The sequence below is a fragment of the Bradyrhizobium sp. genome (assembly GCF_035309285.1).
Classification (GTDB): Bacteria; Pseudomonadota; Alphaproteobacteria; order Rhizobiales; family Xanthobacteraceae; genus Bradyrhizobium.
Window position 1 is genome coordinate 1 of record NZ_DATGFH010000105.1, and the last position, 18,788, is coordinate 18,788.

The 18,788-nt window shown below is 65.4% G+C and carries 18 protein-coding genes; 1 reads left to right on the plus strand and 17 read right to left on the minus strand.

The window, feature by feature from the left end; all coding sequences use genetic code 11:
• The 4 genes from infB to rimP all read right to left on the minus strand — a co-directional run.
• Positions 1-2,256 (minus strand): translation initiation factor IF-2 (gene infB, locus VKR55_RS21125; RefSeq protein WP_324406344.1); only part of this gene is annotated, 2,256 nt, incomplete at its 3' end.
• Between the two features lie 55 nt (positions 2,257-2,311).
• Entirely contained in the window at positions 2,312-3,034 is a 723-nt protein-coding gene (locus VKR55_RS21130) for an RNA-binding protein (protein WP_324406346.1), read from the minus strand.
• 23 nt (positions 3,035-3,057) lie between these two features.
• Positions 3,058-4,668 (minus strand): transcription termination factor NusA, encoded by a 1,611-nt coding sequence (nusA, locus tag VKR55_RS21135; RefSeq protein WP_324406347.1) that lies wholly within the window; start codon positions 4,666-4,668, stop codon positions 3,058-3,060.
• A 2-nt stretch (positions 4,669-4,670) separates the two neighbouring features.
• Positions 4,671-5,417, minus strand: coding sequence for a ribosome maturation factor RimP (gene rimP / locus VKR55_RS21140; RefSeq protein ID WP_324406348.1), 747 nt, complete (start codon positions 5,415-5,417; stop codon positions 4,671-4,673).
• A 373-nt stretch (positions 5,418-5,790) separates the two neighbouring features.
• Here rimP and VKR55_RS21145 point away from each other — a divergent pair, with 373 nt between their 5' ends.
• Positions 5,791-6,864: a DUF2336 domain-containing protein gene (locus VKR55_RS21145; protein ID WP_324406349.1), complete on the plus strand. Its 1,074-nt coding sequence runs from the start codon at positions 5,791-5,793 to the stop codon at positions 6,862-6,864.
• Here the strand turns inward: VKR55_RS21145 and VKR55_RS21150 are convergent, their stop codons facing one another.
• The 13 genes from VKR55_RS21150 to VKR55_RS21210 all read right to left on the minus strand — a co-directional run bounded on the left by VKR55_RS21150 (position 6,865) and on the right by VKR55_RS21210 (position 18,685).
• On the minus strand, positions 6,865-7,590 hold the full coding sequence (locus tag VKR55_RS21150; protein WP_324406350.1) for a tRNA (guanine(46)-N(7))-methyltransferase TrmB: 726 nt from the start codon (positions 7,588-7,590) through the stop codon (positions 6,865-6,867).
• Entirely contained in the window at positions 7,587-8,714 is a 1,128-nt protein-coding gene (locus tag VKR55_RS21155) for a M20 family metallopeptidase (RefSeq protein ID WP_324406352.1), read from the minus strand. The genes VKR55_RS21150 and VKR55_RS21155 overlap by 4 nt, the downstream gene beginning before the upstream one ends.
• 76 nt (positions 8,715-8,790) lie before the next feature.
• Positions 8,791-9,207 carry a helix-turn-helix domain-containing protein gene (locus VKR55_RS21160; protein WP_324406353.1) on the minus strand — a complete coding sequence of 139 codons (417 nt, stop codon included), beginning with the start codon at positions 9,205-9,207 and terminating at the stop codon, positions 8,791-8,793.
• A gap of 410 nt (positions 9,208-9,617) precedes the next feature.
• Positions 9,618-11,231, minus strand: coding sequence for an apolipoprotein N-acyltransferase (gene lnt / locus VKR55_RS21165; RefSeq protein ID WP_324406355.1), 1,614 nt, complete (start codon positions 11,229-11,231; stop codon positions 9,618-9,620).
• Positions 11,228-12,340, minus strand: coding sequence for a hemolysin family protein (locus VKR55_RS21170; protein ID WP_324406356.1), 1,113 nt, complete (start codon positions 12,338-12,340; stop codon positions 11,228-11,230). Before VKR55_RS21170 ends, lnt begins: the two co-directional genes overlap by 4 nt.
• A 1-nt stretch (position 12,341) precedes the next feature.
• Positions 12,342-12,851 (minus strand): rRNA maturation RNase YbeY, encoded by a 510-nt coding sequence (gene ybeY / locus VKR55_RS21175; RefSeq protein ID WP_324406357.1) that lies wholly within the window; start codon positions 12,849-12,851, stop codon positions 12,342-12,344.
• 50 nt (positions 12,852-12,901) lie between these two features.
• A complete protein-coding gene (locus VKR55_RS21180) occupies positions 12,902-13,894 on the minus strand; it encodes a PhoH family protein (protein ID WP_324406359.1) in 993 nt (330 codons plus the stop codon).
• Between the two features lie 64 nt (positions 13,895-13,958).
• Positions 13,959-15,359, minus strand: a complete 1,401-nt coding sequence (gene miaB, locus VKR55_RS21185) for a tRNA (N6-isopentenyl adenosine(37)-C2)-methylthiotransferase MiaB (protein WP_324406360.1) — start codon at positions 15,357-15,359, stop codon at positions 13,959-13,961.
• A 144-nt stretch (positions 15,360-15,503) separates the two neighbouring features.
• Positions 15,504-16,211 carry an HAD family hydrolase gene (locus tag VKR55_RS21190; RefSeq protein ID WP_324406361.1) on the minus strand — a complete coding sequence of 236 codons (708 nt, stop codon included), beginning with the start codon at positions 16,209-16,211 and terminating at the stop codon, positions 15,504-15,506.
• Positions 16,212-16,241: 30 nt separating this feature from the next.
• A complete protein-coding gene (locus tag VKR55_RS21195; RefSeq protein WP_324406362.1) occupies positions 16,242-16,697 on the minus strand; it encodes a Fur family transcriptional regulator in 456 nt (151 codons plus the stop codon).
• A 43-nt stretch (positions 16,698-16,740) separates the two neighbouring features.
• Positions 16,741-17,223 carry a ribosomal protein S18-alanine N-acetyltransferase gene (gene rimI / locus VKR55_RS21200; protein WP_324406363.1) on the minus strand — a complete coding sequence of 161 codons (483 nt, stop codon included), beginning with the start codon at positions 17,221-17,223 and terminating at the stop codon, positions 16,741-16,743.
• Positions 17,223-17,945 (minus strand): tRNA (adenosine(37)-N6)-threonylcarbamoyltransferase complex dimerization subunit type 1 TsaB, encoded by a 723-nt coding sequence (gene tsaB / locus VKR55_RS21205; RefSeq protein WP_324406365.1) that lies wholly within the window; start codon positions 17,943-17,945, stop codon positions 17,223-17,225. The genes rimI and tsaB overlap by 1 nt, the downstream gene beginning before the upstream one ends.
• A gap of 170 nt (positions 17,946-18,115) precedes the next feature.
• Complete coding sequence (locus tag VKR55_RS21210) at positions 18,116-18,685, minus strand: NifU family protein (protein WP_324406367.1); 570 nt, start codon at positions 18,683-18,685, stop codon at positions 18,116-18,118.
• Positions 18,686-18,788 lie beyond the last annotated feature (103 nt).

The window sequence follows — 18,788 nt, forward strand, 5'->3', positions numbered from 1 at the left end:
GCCGATGATCGCGGCACCTGACGAATGCGACAGCGTGACGTCGGATTCGGTGATGCCGCCGACGCCGGAGTGGATCACCCGCGCCGCCACCTCGTCGGTGCCGAGCTTTTCCAGCGAGCCGACGATGGCTTCGAGCGAGCCCTGTACGTCCGCCTTGATGATCAGCGGGAATTCCTTGCGGCCCGAAGTCTTGAGCTGCGACATCATCTGCTCGAGCGAACCGCGCATGCCGGAGGCGCGCGCCGCCTGCTTCTCGCGTTTCTGCCGCGCGCGGTAATCGGTGACCTGGCGCGCCCGCGCTTCGCTCTCGACCACCGCGAGGCGATCGCCTGCTTCCGGCGTGCCGTTGAAGCCGAGCACTTCGACCGGCACCGACGGGCCTGCGCTGTCGACGGTCTCACCGAGGTCGGAGATCAGCGCGCGAACGCGGCCCATCTCGGCGCCGGCGACGACGATGTCGCCGGTGCGCAGCGTGCCGCGCTGGACCAGTACGGTCGCCACCGGGCCGCGGCCGCGGTCGAGCTTGGCTTCGATCACGGTGCCTTCGGCCGGACGGTCCGGGTTGGTCTTGAGATCGAGGATTTCGGCCTGCAGCGAGATCATCTCGAGCAGCTTGTCGAGATTTGTCTTGTTCTTGGCCGACACTTCGACGTCGACGACCTCGCCGCCCATCGATTCGACCTGCACCTCGTGCTGCAGCAATTCGGTGCGCACCCGCTGCGGGTTCGCTTCCGGCTTGTCGATCTTGTTGATCGCAACGATCATCGGCACCTTCGCCGCCTTGGCGTGGTTGATCGCCTCGACCGTCTGCGGCATCACGCCGTCGTCAGCCGCAACGACCAGCACGACGAGATCGGTGACCTTGGCGCCGCGGGCGCGCATCGCGGTGAACGCGGCGTGGCCGGGCGTGTCGATGAAAGTGATCTTCTTGCCGCTCTCGGGCGAGGCCACCTGATAGGCGCCGATGTGCTGGGTGATGCCGCCGGCTTCGCCGGAGACCACGTTGGCGTGACGCAGCGCGTCGAGCAGCGAGGTCTTGCCGTGGTCGACATGGCCCATCACGGTCACGACCGGCGAGCGCGGCTCGGTGTCGGTGGAATCGTCGACGACGTCGAACAGGCCTTCCTCGACGTCGGATGCGGCCACGCGCTTCACGGTGTGGCCCATTTCTTCCGCGATGAGCTGCGCGGTGTCGGCGTCGATCACGTCGGTGATCTTGTGCATCGCGCCCTGCTTCATCAGCAGGCGGATCACGTCGACCGCGCGCTCGGACATGCGGTTGGCGAGTTCCTGGATGGTGATTGCCTCGGGGATGATCACTTCGCGGACCAGCTTTTCCTTCGGTTCGTTGGAAATATGTCCCTTCAGGCGCTGGGTGCGGCGGCGGAACGAGGCGATCGAGCGCTCGCGCACGTCGTCGACATCGAGAGCGGTGGTGACGGTGAGGCGGCCGCGCTGCTTTTGCGGCGCCGGCTTATGGGTGGTCTTCGGAGCCGCAGCTGGACGCAACGCGCCGCCGGGGCCGCGGCGAATCTGACGCGGACCTTCGTCTTCATCGGGCTCGGCAGCGATGCCGGGCGACCGTACGTTCGGTGCGGGTGTGCGCGCGCTTGGCGTGGGCGCACGCGTGCTGGGTGCCGGTGCCTTTGCCGTGGCGGGCGCAGCCGCCGCAGCCGGGCGCGCCGCCGCCGCGGCGGCTTCGGCTTCGCCAAAGCGCTTCTTGGCTTCGAGCTCGGCCTTGCGCTTGGCTTCTTCTTCCTGGCGATGGCGCTCTTCTTCCGCCTTGCGGCGCGCTTCAGCGGCCTCGCGCTCGGCCTGCTCGATGCCCTCGCGGCTGGCGCGGCGCTTGGCTTCTTCCTCGGCCTGACGGCGCTCCTCGATCTCGCGGGCGCGGGCGTCCGCCAGCGCGCTGACACGGGCGGCGTGCTCGTCCTCGGTCAGCGTCTGCAGCACCACGCCGGAAGGCTTGCGCGCCGGCGCAGCCGGCTGCGGGCTCGCGGCCGGACGGCCGCCGAGCGGGGCTTTTGCGGTTGCGGGTGCGCCGCCCTTGGCCGGCTCGGGCGCAGCGTGCTGGGCTTCCGTCATCGGCCCGTCGCCGCCGACCCTGCGCTTGCCGCGTTTTTCGACCACGACCTGCTTGGTGCGGCCATGCGGAAAACTCTGGCGCACGGTGCCGGTCTCGACGCGCGGCTTGAGCGTCAAGGTCTTGCCCTGGACACTCAATTTCTTGTCGCCGGGAGTATTCTGGTCGGCCATTCAGTCGTCCTAATCTGGTGGTGCGCGGACGCACCGTCGTTTGAAGCGATCGTTGTTAGCCCGAAAGCGAATTCGAATGCGAGTTCGTGTTCCCGGCTGCGGTTCCGGCAGTCTTGTCGGCGTCGGCCAGCCGGTATCGGACCAGAATCTGGCTGCGCGACAGGAATGTCTTGCTCGCCGGGCCCGCGAGCAGGGCAGCATGTACCACATTTGACCGGCCCAATGCCAAATCCAATTCTGCCGAACTCAGCACGGTGATGATCGGCAATTCCGTCATTTCAACCCTGTTCCCGGGATTTTGCCGTGCCAATGCGTTCAGTTTCCGGATTCCGTCCACCCCGCCTTCGGAGGCATGGATCAGGGCCTGAACCGCACCCCCGCTTCCCCGCGCCGCTAGCGCGGCCTCGACCTTGGCAAAGCCGGAGACGACCTGGCCCGCCTTGGCAGCGATGGCCAGCGCCTCGACCGCGCTTTGGGAGAGCAGGTTTTCGGTATCGGAGGCAAGCGTCGCCGCCACGCGGACGTCGCGCTTGAACCCCCTCGTGAAGTGGTAACGCCGGACGGCTTCCGCAACCATGTTGCGCGAGGCAGAGACCCAGAGGCCGCGGCCGGGAAGCTTGCGCTTGAGGTCCGGCACGACCTTGCCATCCGGCGAGACGACGAAGCGGATCAGCTCACTGGTCGGCCGCTGCTTCCGGCTGACCGCGCACATGCGCAACGTCGCGGACTTGCCGGTCCGCGGTCCGTTGTCGAGTTCGGGGTCAGCGAAAGCGAGCATGCGTGGGGCATCTCCTTCGAGCCTTAAGCGGCCTGGCCCTCGGAGGCCTCGGCCTCCGAGGTCTGCTTGGCGAGGTCGGCCTCGCTGATCCAGCCGGCCTTGACGCGCGCCTGCATGATCATTGCCTCGGCGTCGTCGCGGGAAATCTCGATGCCGTCGAGGATGCCGGCGTGCTTGGTCGGCTCGCCGCCTTCCTTGCGCTCGGTCCACCCGACCAAATCGTCGGTGGCGCAGCCGGCAAGGTCCTCGAGCGTCTTGATATCGTTCTCGCCGAACTTCACCAGCATCTTCGAGGTGACGCCGGGCACCGTCTTCACGGCGTCCTCGACGCCCAATTCCTTGCGCTTGGCCTCGAGCTCGGCTTCCTGCTGATCGAGATATTGCTTGGCGCGGTTCTGCAGCTCGTTCGCGGTGTCCTCGTCGAACCCTTCGATGCCGGCGAGGTCCTTGACGTCGACCAGCGCCAGCTCCTCGACCGAGGTGAAGCCTTCGGAGGCGAGCAATTGGCCGACCACCTCGTCGACATTGAGCGATTCCATGAACACACGAGTGGAGTTCTCGAAGTCGGCCTGGCGGCGCTCCGATTCCTCCTGCTCGGTCAGGATGTCGATGTCCCAGCCGGTAAGCTGGGAAGCGAGGCGCACATTCTGGCCGCGGCGGCCGATCGCCAGTGAAAGCTGGTTGTTGGTGTCGGGCACCACGACCTCGATGCGCTCGCGGTCTTCGTCGATGACGACCTTGGCGACTTCGGCGGGCGCCAGCGCGTTGACCACGAAGGTCGCGATATCGGGCGACCACGGAATGATGTCGATCTTCTCGCCCTGCAGCTCGTTGACCACCGCCTGCACGCGCGAGCCGCGCATGCCGACGCAGGCGCCGACCGGGTCGACGGAGGAATCGCGCGAGATCACGCCGATCTTGGCGCGCGAGCCGGGATCGCGGGCTACCGCCTTGATCTCGACGATACCGTCGTAGATTTCCGGCACTTCCTGCGCGAACAGCTTGGCCATGAACTGCGGATGGGTGCGGGAGAGGAAGATCTGCGGGCCCCTCGTCTCGCGCCGGACATCGAAGATATAAGCGCGGACGCGATCGCCGTTGCGGAACACCTCGCGCGGCAGCATCTCGTCGCGGCGGATGATGGCCTCGCCGCGACCGAGATCGACGATGACGCTGCCATATTCGACGCGCTTGACGATGCCGTTGACGATGTCGCCGATGCGGTCCTTGAACTCCTGATATTGCCGGTCGCGCTCGGCTTCGCGCACCTTCTGCACGATCACCTGCTTGGCGGATTGCGCGGCGATGCGGCCATATTCCAGAGGCGGCAGCGTGTCGGCGATGGTGTCGCCGATCTGCGCGCCCGGGTTGGCGCGGCGGGCGTCTTCCAGCGAAATCTGATTGGCGGAGTTTTCCACCTGCTCGACGACCAGCATGTGGCGCGACAGCCGCAGCTCACCTTTCTTGGCGTCGATCTCGGCGTGGACGTCGGTTTCGCTGCCGTAACGCGCCCGCGCCGCCTTGGCGATGGCATCTTCCATCGCCGCGATCACGATGCCGCGGTCGATCGATTTCTCGCGCGCGACAGCATCCGCAATCTGCAGCAGTTCGAGTTTGTTGGCGCTGACGGCCATGGCTAGTCTCCTTCGGGTGGATCGATCTCGCCCCTGCGCGCCCTTTCCGCGGCGAGGCGATGTTGCTTGGTATTCCTCGGGGCCGGTTTCTTGTGCGGCTTGTTTCTGGCCTTCTCGTTCTTCGCGTGCGGTGGTTGCGGCGGCTCGAGCCCAAGCTCTCGCTTGAGCTCGCGTTCCGCGGCCTTGCCGCGCCGCATCGATTCCGCGATCAGCTCGTCGGTCAAAACGAGGCGCGCGTCGGCGATGTCTTCCATCGTGAGCAGGATATCGGCGTCTTCGCCGGCCGGCACGTCGTCGCGGCGAATGCGGACCTTATCACCGTCGACGCCGGCGAGCACCCCACGAAAACGCTTGCGGCCCTGATGGGCGATCGCCATCTCGATCTTGGCGAGATGGCCGGCATGGCGCTCGAAATCCGAGCGGCGCACCAGCGGCCGGTCGATGCCCGGCGAAGAGATTTCCAGCCGATAGGCGCGGTCGATTGGGTCGGCGATGTCGAGCACGGGCGAGAGCGCCCGCGAAATCGCCTCGCAATCCTCGATCTGCATCGAGCCGTCGGGCCGTTCGGCCATGATCTGCACAGTGCAGCCGGCCTCACCCGAAATCCTGATCCGCACCAGCCGATACCCCATCTGCTGCAGGACCGGGCCAGCTACCGCCGACACGCGCGCCGCCACCCCGGGCTCGACCACAAGCCGCGGTTCGGCCAGAAGTTCGGCATCCATGGACGGCGCAATCGGATCAGTCATGTCCAGCGTCAAACGGGCTCTTGCTTGCTTTGAGTTGGCCGGGCCGCCACCGCGGTTCCGGATAAACCCTTGCCGGTCCTCACCAAAATGATGGGGGCGGCTCAGGTAATAAAAAAGAGCGGGTCCCGAGGGGCCCACTCTCAATACGCGTTTCGTATGAGACAGCTAAGTTGGCGTCGATATAGCCCTTTTCGGACCTAACGGCAAGGCCGGCACAGATGAATTTGCGCGTCTGGCGGCAGCCCAAAGTCCATAACCCTTCCTTCACCAAGACCCTTTAAATTGCCAGGCGCCGGCCCACCGCCGCTTCGGGACGGGCCTTTCGCGTAGCTCGGGCGCGGTCGATCGCGACGCGTCGGTTTGAGCCAACTGGATGACGGTCGCCACCACGCTAATTCCTGGACTTGATGACATCGTCAGGAATGGCGACCCGAAGCTCCGCGCCGAGGCGGCGCGCCGCATCGCCGAATTGTTCCTGCAGGACGCCGCGCATCTGCGGCCCAAGCATGTCGATCTGTTCGACGAAATCCTGGTCGACCTCGTTCCGCATGCCGAACTGGTCGCGCGTGCCGAGCTCGCCGAGCGGCTGTCGCTGATCGCGAACGCGCCCCCTGTGCTGATCGGAAGGCTCGCACGCGAGAACGAGATCCTGGTGGCGGGGCCGGTGTTGCGCCGCTCGCCGGTCCTCGGCGAAGATGCCCTGCTCGAGATCGCGCGGATCAAAGGGCAGGGCCATCTGCTGGCGATATCGGAGCGGCCAAAGCTCTCCGCCGATCTTACCGATGTCATCGTCGAGCGCGGCGATCGCGAGGTGGTGAGGCGCGCGGCCGGCAATGCCGGCGCGATGTTCTCCGAGAGCGGATACAACGAGCTGATCAAGCGTGCGAGCCAGGACGGGGTGCTGACCCTCGCCGTAGGTCAGCGCGGGGACCTTTCGGATGTGCGGCTGAAGCAGCTTCTGGCGGGATCGATCGACGTGGTTCGCCACCGCCTGCACGACGTGGTCAAGCCCGAGCGGCGGAACGCCATCAAGCTGGCGGTCGCGGAAATCACCGGCGTGCCCGAGCGATTCGAGAGCAAGCGCGATTTCGTGCCGGCCCAGCGCATCATCCTCGCGCTGCGCGAGGCCGGCAATCTCAATGAGGCGGCGCTGCTCGGCTTTGCCAAATCCCATCGCTACGAGGAATCGGTCGCCGCACTCGCGGCGATGTCCGGCGTGAAGATTTCCACCTTGGACAATCTCGTTTCCGGCGACCGTTTTGATCCGATCCTGATCGTCGGCAAGACCATCGGTCTCGAATGGGCAACCGTGCGCGCGCTGATCCTGATGCGGCTCGGCCCGAACCGCGTGCCGGCACCCTCGGACATCGAGAGCGCACGGGTGAATTTCGCCAGATTGATGCCCTCGACCGCCGAGCGCGTGGTCGGCTTCTGGAAAACGCGCTAGCTAACCGATCCTCTCAAACCTGAGATAATTCGCTACACGCCCTTCGCGCTCGGCTTTGCGGCCGTAGCGCGTCATGGTGTAGCCGTCCCATGGCAGGCGCCAGTCGTCGGCGCGCTCCGCCAGCCAGCGAAAATCCGGCGAGCGCAAGAGATGCGCCAGCGTCCAGGCGCAGTAATCATCGATGTCGCTGACAAAGCGGAATTCGCCGCCGCGCGTGAGCACGCGCGCCATCGCCGCAACGGTCGCGTCCTGCACAAAGCGCCGCTTCCAGTGCCGCCGCTTTGGCCACGGATCGGGATGGATCAGATCGATCCGCGCCAGCGACGCCTGCGGCAGCCACGCCAGGAGGTCGGCGGCGTCGCCTGCGAACAGGCGGATATTGCCGATATTGTGCGCCTCGATCTGCGCAAGGATTTTCGCCATCCCGTTCACGTAGGGCTCGCAGCCGATGAAGCCGGTGTGCGGAAGCTTTTGTGCTTCGGCGGCCAGATGCTCACCGCCGCCGAAGCCGATCTCGAGCCGGACCGCGTTCGGCGGCGGATCGAACAATTCCGTGAGCGACGAATGCACCCCCGCCCCAATATCGAGCACGAGTTGCGGCAGCAAATGCGTGATCAGATCGGCCTGGTGCGCCCGGAGCCTGTGACCCTTGCGTCGGCCGAAGAACGAGCCTTGCGCATGCCGCGCCGCCGCGCCGTCGCCGCGATCGCCGGAAGGCTGCTTCATCGCAGGGTCTGGAACAGCCGGTAGAGCAGCCGCGCGCGCGGTTCCAGCGAAGAGATATAGAGCTGCTCGTAGTGGGTATGCGCGCCCTTGCCGTCGACGCCGAGGCCGTCGAGGGTCGCGGTATGGCTCGCCGTGAAATTGCCGTCGGAGCCGCCGCCGGTAAACATGTCGACCAGCTCAAAGCCGAGCTCGGCGGCCAGCGTCCTGGCGTGCTCGTAAAGGGCCGCGCCGGCATTGCCCTTCTCATAGGGCGGCCGGTTCAAATCGCCGATGACCTTGATGCTGACGCCTTCGCCTCGTGATTTCAGACTCAGGATCTTCGGCACCAGCTCGTCGGCTTCCGCAATTCCCGGCACGCGGAGATCGACTTCGGCATAGGCCTCTTCGGCAATCACGTTCGGCCGTGTCCCGCCTTTGACCACGCCGACATTGACGGTAATGCCGCGCTTGGTGTCGTTCATCGCTTCTAGCGTCTGGATCACGTTGGCGAGCTCGCGCACGGCGCTGCGGCCGTCCTCGGGTCGCGAGCCGGCATGGGCCGGCACGCCCTTGATGAAGACTTCGAAGCGCCCGACACCCTTGCGACCTGTCACGATCTTGCCGCCGTCGCGCGCGGGCTCCGTTACCAGCACATATTTGGCCTTTTGCCCCTCGGCCTCGATCAGCGCGCGCGACGTCGGGCTGCCGATCTCCTCGTCGGAGGTGAAGATATGCGTGATGCCGAGCGGCGACTTTTGCCCCGTGGCACAAAGTTGCCGGAATGCGTGGTGCGCGATGTAGGCGCCGCCCTTCATGTCGTAGATGCCGGGACCGAAGGCGCTGTCGCCTTCGACCTTGAACGGCAGGCGCTGGATGAAACCCAGGGGATGCACGGTGTCGAGATGACTGAGCACCAGGATGCCAGGCGCATCCTGTCCCCATGACGATCGCGTCACCAGATGATCGCCGCAGCCATTCCTGCCGGCGATGCGCTCGACACTTGCCGGAAGGCTGGAATAGCGATCGGCGACGAGCGTCGCGAGCTTGTTGACCTGTGAGGGCGCCTCTGTCGGCGTCTCGATTTCCACCCAGCGGCGGATGCCGTCGAGGATGGTCGCGGAATCGAAGGGATTTTGTGTAGTCATTGCCATGCCAAGGTGAGATGAGCGCCCCTTGTCATGCGCTCGTCCCTTTGGCCCCGTCAATGGGAGAGGACGACCTTTACGGTTTCCCGGGCGCTTCGCGCGCGGCGATCTGCTCGACCAGGTCGACAATGCTGCGCCGGAGCTTGGTGTCGGCGATGCTGGTGAAGGCCCGCGTCAGCGCCAGTCCTTCCGAGGTCGCGAGAAAGTCGGAGATGTAGGAGGGCGAAGCCTCTTCGCTGAAGCCTTCGGCGTTTGCGGTCCCGGTCGGGCCACCGTCGAACAGAAAGGACACCGGGACCTGGAGGATTTCCGAGATCTGCTTGATGCGGCTGGCACCGACGCGGTTGGTGCCCTTCTCGTATTTCTGTATCTGCTGGAAGGTGAGGCCCAAGGCTTCGCCGAGCTTCTCCTGACTCATGCCCAGCATAATGCGGCGCATCCGCACCCGGCTGCCGACATATTTGTCAACAGGGTTCGGTGCTTTGGTCGACATTTCCGACACTCCTTGGGATCAGGCTGACGTCCCGGTCCTGAAACTCACAGTCTCCCGGCCAGCATCCGTCGTTTGACGCAGTGCCGAGAGGTCACCCGCAAATATGGCCAGCGTGCGCTTTTGATGTGACACTCGCGAGCCACGGTCAGCAAAGACGATCGAGGCGAATGCCAAGGCCAGCGCACAGGCGGGAAGAGACGAACGAAGGGCGTTCGTCCCGTGCGCCAACCCGTCAAATCCTGCCCGATATCCAGAGGCGGATAAACGGACATGAACTAACTGGTTCACTGATTTGTACAGAATGCGAAGTGACGCGCCGATCTGTCAACTGGCGGAAGCTCGCAACGCGGAATATTTCTGCCGGACATCGAAAACTGAATATGAATCCGCAATCGGAAAAATGGACGATATCATGCCGCCCATTTTGTCATGCGCCGGCGAACGACGAAGACCAACGCCACGGCGATCAGGATTGCGGCTGGAATGTCGCCGGTGCGCGCGTAAATCGTTGGCGGGATGGCCGACGGCAGCGGCGAATCGAGCACGCCCTCGAGGCCGAGACCGAGGCGCGCGACATCCCGCCCCAGCGGATCGATGACGGCGGAAATGCCGGTATTTGCGGCACGGACCAGGGGCAGCCCCTGCTCGATCGCGCGCAGCCGCGCCTGCTGCAGATGTTGATACGGTCCGGTGGAAATTCCGAACCAGCCATCATTGGTCAGGTTGACGATCCAGCCCGGCCGATCATCGCGCGTCGCAACGGCGTCGGGAAAGATCGCCTCATAGCAGATCAGCGGTAGCGCGCGCGGCGCGTTCGGAATTGCCATCGTGCGCCGCACCGTGCCCGGGATGAACCCGCCCACGACCTTGGTGAGCTGCTGGAATCCCAGACTCTCCATCCAGTTCTGGAATGGCAGGTATTCGCCAAACGGGACCAGGTGCAACTTGTCGTAGACGGAAAGCACGTTGCCATCGTGGTCGATGACATAGATCGAATTGTAGGCCCGCGTGATGCGGGTGCCGGGCGGTTGATCGGGTGCGCGCACCGAGCCCGTGATCAGCACGCTGCCCTTCGGCAGCAGAGCTGCGATCTGCGCCATCGCATCCGGCTCGCGCGTCAGGAAGAACGGGAAGGCGGATTCGGGCCAGATCAGCACCGAGACGTCGCGCACGCCGGTCGACTGCGGTCCCGAGGAGCGGTCGGACAAGGTCAGGTATTTCTGCATCACCGCCGCCTTGGCGGAATAGTTGAATTTCACGTCCTGCTGCAGGTTGGGCTGCATGATCCTGAGCTTGACCTTCGGCACCAGATGCGTCGGCGTGCGCGACAGGCGCACCGCGCCAAAAATTCCCATCGCGATCAGCACCGACAGCGCGGCGGCCGGCGCCCTCCACCGCTTGCGCCCGCGCGAGGTGCCCTCGATCAACACGGCTGGCGAGGCGAAGATCGCAACCGTGAGAAACGTCAGACCCCAGATGCCGATCAGCGAGGCGGTTTGCGCGAATGCGAGCGGCTCGGTGAGCGCGTAGCCGAACGTGTTCCAGGGAAAGCCTGTCAGCACCTTGCTGCGCAACCATTCGCCTGCCGTCAGGCTGATCGCGAGCGCAAGGATCCGCGACGCGTCGCGGGTCCAGAGCAGGCGGGCGAGCGCAAAGCCGATCGCGGTGAAGAGCGAGAGATAGGCGGGCAGGCCAAGCACGGCGAACGGCATCAGCCAGGCAAATGTATCCGCGTCCACCAGGAAGGCCTTGCCGATCCAGTAAAGTCCGACGACGAAATAGCCGAGCCCGAACCACCAGCCGGTCCAGGCCGCTGCCGGCACGCCGCGGAAGCGGCCGGCGCCTGCGCCGTCGATCAGCCAGACCGCGACCGGGAAGGTGAGAAACAGTACCGGCCAGGCATTGAATGGCGCCATGGCGAGCGTCGATAGCGCGCCGGCGACAAGGGCGATCGCGGCCCGTTTCCATCCCCATGCCAGGACGATTGCGAGGCCGGCTGCGCGAACTTTGTCGGTGATCTTCACTGCGGGCCGGCTCCGTCGGCGGGCGGCGGAGCCGTGTTGTCATTGGCCTGCGGCGGGTTGGGGTCGGACGCGGCTTCGCGGCGGCTGCGCTGGGTGCGTGGCGCCTGGCGTTCCTTTCGCGTGGTGATGCGCAGCCGCTTCACGCGGCGCGGGTCGGCATCGAGCACCTCGACCTCGAAATTGCCCGGGCCGGAAATGACCTCGCCGCGCACCGGCAGGCGGCCGACATGGCTGACCAGATAGCCGCCCAGCGTGTCGACGTCCTCGCCGGCCTCGCCGGTGACAAACTCGTTGCCGATCACCGCGCGGACATCGTCCAGCCTCGCGCGCGCATCCGCGATGAAGGAATTGTCCGCCTGGCGTACGATCGCCGGCGGCTCGTCGCTGTCATGCTCGTCGTCGATCTCGCCGACGATCTGCTCGACGATGTCCTCGATCGAAACCAGGCCGTCGGTGCCGCCATATTCGTCAACCACCAGCGCGAGATGAATGCGCGAGGCCTGCATCTGCGCCAACAGGTCGATCGCGCGCATCGAGGGCGGCACGTACAGCAGCTTGCGGATGATGTTGGCCTCCGACAGCGGCATGGCGAGGTCGATCGCGCGCAAATCGAGGCCGGCCGGCGGCGGCTTCTTGCGCCGCGTCTTTGCCGCGCTCGAAACCCGCGCGTTCGCGGTCATGAAGGCGAGCAGGTCGCGGATGTGGACCATGCCCTCGGGATCGTCGAGCGATTCGTTGTAGACCACGAGCCGCGAATGCCCCGCGCTCTCGAAGACATCCATCAACTCTCCGAGCGGAATGTCGCGCTTGACCGCGATCATGTCGGCGCGGTGCACCATCACGTCGGCGATGCGCCGCTCATGGAGCGAGAGGATGTTGCGCAGCATCGTGCGCTCGACCGCGGTGAAGCCGACCTCGTCGGGCTGCGAGGCATCGAGCACGACTTGCAGATCGTCGCGGACCGATCCGGCCTTCCAGCCGAACAGTGTGCGGATGATGCGCAACAGCCAACTGTCGGCTCCGGCACGCGTGACCTCGCCGGGTGGCACCACCGCGGGCAGGTTGCGCGTATTGCGCGGATTGTCGTGGATCGGTTCGGAGTCCGCCATCTCAGTCCATCCGTTCCCGGTCCGCATAGGGGGCGGGAATCCCGAGCTGGGCCAGAATCTCCGTCTCCAGGGATTCCATCGCTTCAGCGTCGTCGTCGTTTTCGTGATCGTAGCCGATCAGATGCAGGAAGCCATGCACCGCAAGGTGGCTCAAATGATGATCAAACGGCTTCTGCTCTTCGTCCGCCTCCCGCCGCATGGTCTCATAGGCGATCGCGATGTCGCCCAGCATGCGCGGCGCATCGCCCGGCTTCTGCGCACCCGACGGCTGCAGCGCCGGAAAGGAAAGCACATTGGTCGGCTTGTCGATACCGCGCCAATTGCAGTTCAGGGTGCGGATGCCGGAATCATCGGTCAGCATCACCGCGAGCTCGGCGTCCGCAACATCGGTATCGACGGCATCGGCCGCGGCCGCGATCGCGCGCTGGATCACGGCATCGGCTTCCGGCTCGTTCCGCCAGCAGTCGGCGACAACGAGAACCTCGGTGATGGGGTGGGTGAGCTGCGACATCGTCTTGAGAAACTTCCCGCGCCGGGCCGGCCCGCGCGCGATCATTGACTTCACTTGTTGCCGGCCGGCTTCTGCGGCGTGCCTTCGTAGGCCGCGACAATGCGTGCCACCAGCTCGTGACGGATCACGTCCTCGGCGGTGAACCACACCTGCGCTGTGCCCTCGACGCCGTTGAGCAGCCTGGTTGCCTCCGCAAGCCCCGACATCTGCCCGTTCGGCAGGTCGACCTGCGAGGGATCGCCGGTCACGATCATGCGGCTGTTCTCGCCGAGCCGGGTCAGGAACATCTTCATCTGTATCGACGTGGTGTTCTGCGCCTCGTCCAGGATGATCGCGGCATTGGTTAGCGTGCGGCCGCGCATGAAGGCAAGCGGCGCGACCTCGATCTCGCCGGTCTGCAGCGCGCGCTCGACGATACGCGCATCCATCACGTCGTAGAGCGCATCATAGATCGGGCGCAGATAGGGATCGACCTTTTCGCGCAGATCGCCCGGCAGGAAGCCGAGCCGCTCGCCGGCCTCGACCGCGGGCCGCGACACAATGATGCGGTCGACCTCCTTGCGCTCGAAGAGCTGGGCGGCATGCGCGACCGCAAGCCAGGTCTTGCCGGTGCCGGCGGGGCCGACGCCGAACACGAGCTCGTGGCGCTTCAGCGCGCGGATATAGGAGTCCTGCGCGGCGGTGCGCGCCCGTACCGGGCGCTTGCGCAGATTGATGATCTCGAACGCGGCCTTGGCCGCCTTGGCGTCATATTCGAACAGCGAGCCCTGCGCGATCACGGCGCGGATCGCGCCCTCGACGTCGCCCTGTGCGATTTCGTGCCCCTTCACGGCCTGGGCGTAGAGGGTCTCCAGCACGCGCCGACCGGCGTCGCAGCCGTCGCGCGAGCCGGCGATGGTGATGTGGTTGCCGCGCGAGTCCACGACGATGCCGAGCCGGCGCTCGATCTGCGCGAGATTCTGGCCGTAGGGGCCGACGAGGGCGGAAGCCGCGCGATTGTCGTCGAAATCGATGACGACCTGCGTCTCGGGCGGTACTTGCATGTCGCGGTCAAACTTGCGGCTGGGAGCGAGCGAGGGCGAATCCGATGCACTTTTTGGCAAGGGTTCAGGCTCCAATGGTCGTTTGAGAAGACGCCCGCGCTGCTCGCGCGGGCGCCGCCGCGGCGAGCTCGCCGAGCAGGCTGTAGCGTTCGAGGCCGTCGATCCGGACCGGCAACACCTGTCCGATGATGTCGGCCGAGGCCATCACATGCGCAGGCTGCAGATAGGCGGTGCGGCCGACGATCTGGCCGGGATTGCGCGCGGGCCGTTCGAACAGCACGTCGACCGTGGCGCCAATCGCAGCCCTGTTGAAGGCCGATTGCTGGCTATCGATCAAGTCCTGAAGCCGCGCCAATCGCTCGTCCATGTCCGAAGCTTGCACCATCTCCCGCATTTCCGCCGCCGGCGTTCCCGGCCGTGGCGAATATTTAAACGAATAGGCCGCAGCGTATCCGATTTGCATGACAAGTGCGAGTGTGGCGGAAAAATCGTCCTCGGTTTCGCCGGGGAAGCCGACGATAAAATCCGATGAAAATGCAATATCTTGGCGCGCCTGCCGGAAACGGTCGATGGCGTCGAGATAGTCGCGGACGGTATGCTTGCGGTTCATGGCCGCCAGAATCCGATCGGAACCGGATTGCACCGGCAGGTGCACAAACGGCATCAAAGCAGGGACATCGCGATGCGCCTCGATCAGGCTGTCCTCGACGTCCCGGGGATGGCTCGTCGAGTAGCGCAGCCGCGCGATGCCGGGAATGGCGGCGAGCCGCTGCAGCAATTTGCCGAGCGGCCAGGGGCGGCCATCGGGACCCTCGCCGTGATAGGCGTTGACGTTCTGCCCGATCAGCGTGAGCTCGCGCACGCCATTGTCGGCGAGCCGCTTCACGTCCTCGACGATCTTGTCGACCGGACGCGACACCTCGGCGCCGCGTGTGTACGGCACCACGCAGAACGTGCAGAACTTGTCGCAGCCTTCCTGCACGGTGACGAAAGCCGAGATGCCACGGGCGCGGATCGCGTCCGATTTCGGCTGCGGCAGGAACGCGAACTTGTCTTCCGCGGGAAACTCGGTCTCGATCGCCTTGCCGCCCTGCGCAGCGCGGGCGAGAAGTTTCGGCAAATGATGATAGCTCTGCGGGCCGACCACGACATCGACGACGGGCGCGCGGCGGATGATCTCGTCGCCCTCGGCCTGCGCGACGCAGCCCGCGACCGCGATACGCATATCGCGACCATTCCGCGCAGCTTCCTCCCGCGCCACGCGCAGGCGGCCGAGCTCGGAATAGACTTTCTCCGACGCCTTTTCGCGGATGTGGCAGGTATTGAGGATGACGAGATCCGCTTCGTCCGCATTCGCCGTCTCGACAAAGCCTTCACCCGCGAGCGTATCCACCATGCGCTGCGCATCGTAGACATTCATCTGGCAGCCATAGGATTTGATATGCAGCTTGCGCGGCGGTGACATGGATCCCTTGTTTGGTAGCGGCAACAGCGGCGCCAATGCGGCGCGGCACTCAATTGAGGCTCAGATATAGGCTAAAGGGGGGAAAATCCAGCGCGGCACCGGTCATTCCGGGGCGCATCGTTCCGGAATGACCACGCGGGAGGCTTAGTCCGCAAGGGTCTCAGTCCCGATCCGCTCAATTAACGCCGGCAACTGCCGCATGTCGTCGAAAGTCGCATGGGCGCCGGCGGATTTCAGCCTCGCCGCATGTTCCACGGTGCAGTGGCTGCCGCCGTGAAAGCCGAGCACGCGCATCCCGGCGGCACAGGCGCCGGTAATGCCGGCAACGCTGTCCTCGATCACGATGCAGCGCTCGGGGCGAACCTTCATTTGTTCCGCGGCGAACAGGAAGAGATCGGGCGCCGGCTTGCCGCGCTTGACCTGCACGGCCGAGAAAAGATGCGGCGCCAGCCGCTCGTAGAGCCCCGCGCAGGTCAACCCGTGGCGAATCTTCTCCGGCGTCCCGCTCGATGCCACGCATTTCGGCCAGGTGAGCGTCGCGACGGTCTCGGCGACATGCGGGATCAGGCGCAGATGATCCTCATAGAGGCGCAGCTCGGCGTGCTTCATCTGGACGTCGAAATCATCCGGCAGCCTGCGCCCCAGCTCGGCCTCGACGGCAAGCCGTGCCTCCCGGTCGGACACGCCAAGGAAGCGCTGCAGCACCTGGTCCGGCGTGATCGGATAGCCGTGACGCGTCAATGTCTCCGCGTGCGCACGTGACGAGATCACCTCGCTGTCGACGAGCACGCCGTCGCAGTCGAAGATAATGAGATCGACGGCCCGGACTTTGCTTGGATGCGTTTTCTTCACGCGAACCGGCGTCCCCTTCGCTCGAAAACGCTATCGGTCGCTTTTGTCATCGTCGAGCGGTACGCAATAGAGCTCGAGCCGGTGATCGACCAGCTTGTAGCCGAGCTTGCGCGCGATCTCGGCCTGCAGCTTCTCGATCTCCTCGGAGGTGAATTCGATCACCTTGCCGTCGCGCAGGTTGATCAGATGGTCATGATGGCTGTCGCGCATCTGCTCGTAGCGGGCGCGGCCCTCGCGGAAATCGTGCCGTTCGATGATGCCGGCGTCCTCGAACAATTTGACCGTGCGGTATACCGTCGAGATCGAGATCTTGTCGTCGACCGCGACGCAGCGCCGGTACAACTCCTCCACGTCCGGATGGTCCAAAGCTTCGGCGAGCACGCGCGCGATCACGCGGCGCTGCTCGGTCATGCGCATGCCGGTGGCGGCGCAGCGGGCTTCGATGCCGGTGGCCTTTGGCGCCGGCGGAGGTTTCAGGGCGGTCATGGGGTTCGTGCCTTGGGGTGCGCGGTCTGTCACCTCTTCCATGTTACGACAAGTCGCGGCGCATCAGAAGCGCATTCAACTGTTCCCCGTCTGGTGCGCGATAATAGCGTTCGCGGCGTCCGACCGCGGCGAAGCCGGCCCTTTCATAGAGCCGCCGTGCCGGCGCGTTGTTTTCCTCGACCTCCAGAAAGATGCGCCGCACGCCGTGGCCGGCGAGATGGCCGAGATGGGTGATGAGGAGTTCGCGCGAGAGCCCGCGGCCGCGATAGGCGGGGTCGATCGCAATCGAAAGGATCTCGGCCTCGTCCGCGCCCAACCGCGAGACCGCAAAGCCGATGGTCTTTCGTCCGAGCCGCAAGCGATGCACCAGCGTGTTGCGCTCGGCAATCATGCTTTCGAACTCGCCCTCGCCCCAGCCGCGATGAAAGGAGGCGCCGTGAAGCTCAGCGAGCCGCGGCGCGTCGCGCAAGGTCGCCGCTTCGATCGATGGCTTGCCGCCGGAGAACCAGGAGGTCCACCACGCCATCACGAGGCCGCGGGCTGCGAGCCGATCACGTCCTGCGACGGCTTTTCCTGCGAAGGCTTGTCTTGCGAAGGCTTGGCGTCAGGCGCGCGCAGATAAAACGGCTTTGCCGGCGCGGTGGGAGGATTGACCGCGGCGCCGAGCCACGCCACCCAGGTGATGTCGGGCGCGGGCAGCGCATCGACCTTGATCGGTGGGGCCGCATCTTTCGGCCAGCGCTCGGCGAGACTATTCGCGGCGTTGCCAACAAGGTGCGGTGCGCCGAAACGCGAGGCTTCGAGCGCTTCCAATATCGGCGCCACCTTCGGCCGCACCAGCGAAGAGCCATTGCCGCTGACGACCTGGAAATACACTTGGTCATGCCGCGCATCGATCGCCGAGATCACCGGCGGCTCACCGCCTTCGCTCACGATCGGCGCGGCATAGGCGGAAAGCGTGGTCAGTCCCACCACCGGCTTGCCGGCGGCGAGCCCAATGCCGCGCGCCGCCGAAAGCCCGACGCGCAGCCCCGTGAAGCTGCCGGGACCGGTGGTCACCGCGACGCGGTCGAGCGCGGCAAAGGGCAGGCCGGATTCCTTCATCACGCGCGCGATCAGCGGCATCAGCGCTTCGGCATGCCCGCGCTTCATCGCCTGCGACTCCGTCGCGATCAATTTGCTGGTGCCGGTGTCGAGCACGGCCGCAGCGCAGGCGTCGAGCGCCGTATCGATGGCAAGGATCAGCATCGGTGGAACGGCAAGTGGCGAACAGTGGGTGAAGTGTCAGACCCAATGGCCGTTTTCGCCGTCACCATTCGCCCCCTTGTAGGGTGGGCAAAGCGAAGCGTGCCCACCATCAAACTTTGCAAACCAGACCGTGGGCGCGGCGCTTTCGCGCCTTTGCCCACCCTACACCATCACATCGGCCGCACTTCGACCACGTCGGGCACGAAGTGGCGCAAGAGATTCTGGATGCCGTGCTGCAGCGTCGCGGTCGAGGACGGGCAGCCCGAGCAGGCGCCCTTCATGTTGAGATAGACGACCCCGTCCTTGAAGCCGCGGAAGGTGATGTCGCCGCCGTCATTGGCGACTGCGGGCCGCACCCGCGTCTCGATCAAATCCTTGATTTGCTCGACTGTCTCCGCATCGGCTTCGTCGAAGAACTCGCCTTGCTCGTCCGCAAGCTCGTCGCTCGCCGCAGAGCCGTCCGCGAGCAGCGACGCGCCGGACATGTAGTGCTCCATGATGGCGCCGAGGATCGCGGGCTTCAGGTGCTGCCAGTCGCTGCCGTCCTTGGTGACCGTGATGAAGTCTGAGCCGTAGAACACGCCGGTGACACCGGGCACGTCGAACAGCTTTTCGGCGAGCGGCGAGCGCGCGGCGGCTTCGCGGCTGGCAAACTCCATGGTGCCGCCGTCGAGCACGAGGCGGCCTGGAATGAACTTGAGCGTGGCAGGATTGGGGGTGGCTTCGGTCTGGATGAACATGGTTTTCTCCGGCGTCGCCGGTTCAAGGCCGGCGCGTTGGGTTCCCTTTAGCAGATGGCGACGAGAAACGCACCGTTCAAGCCGCAAATCGGTGGTTCCGGCT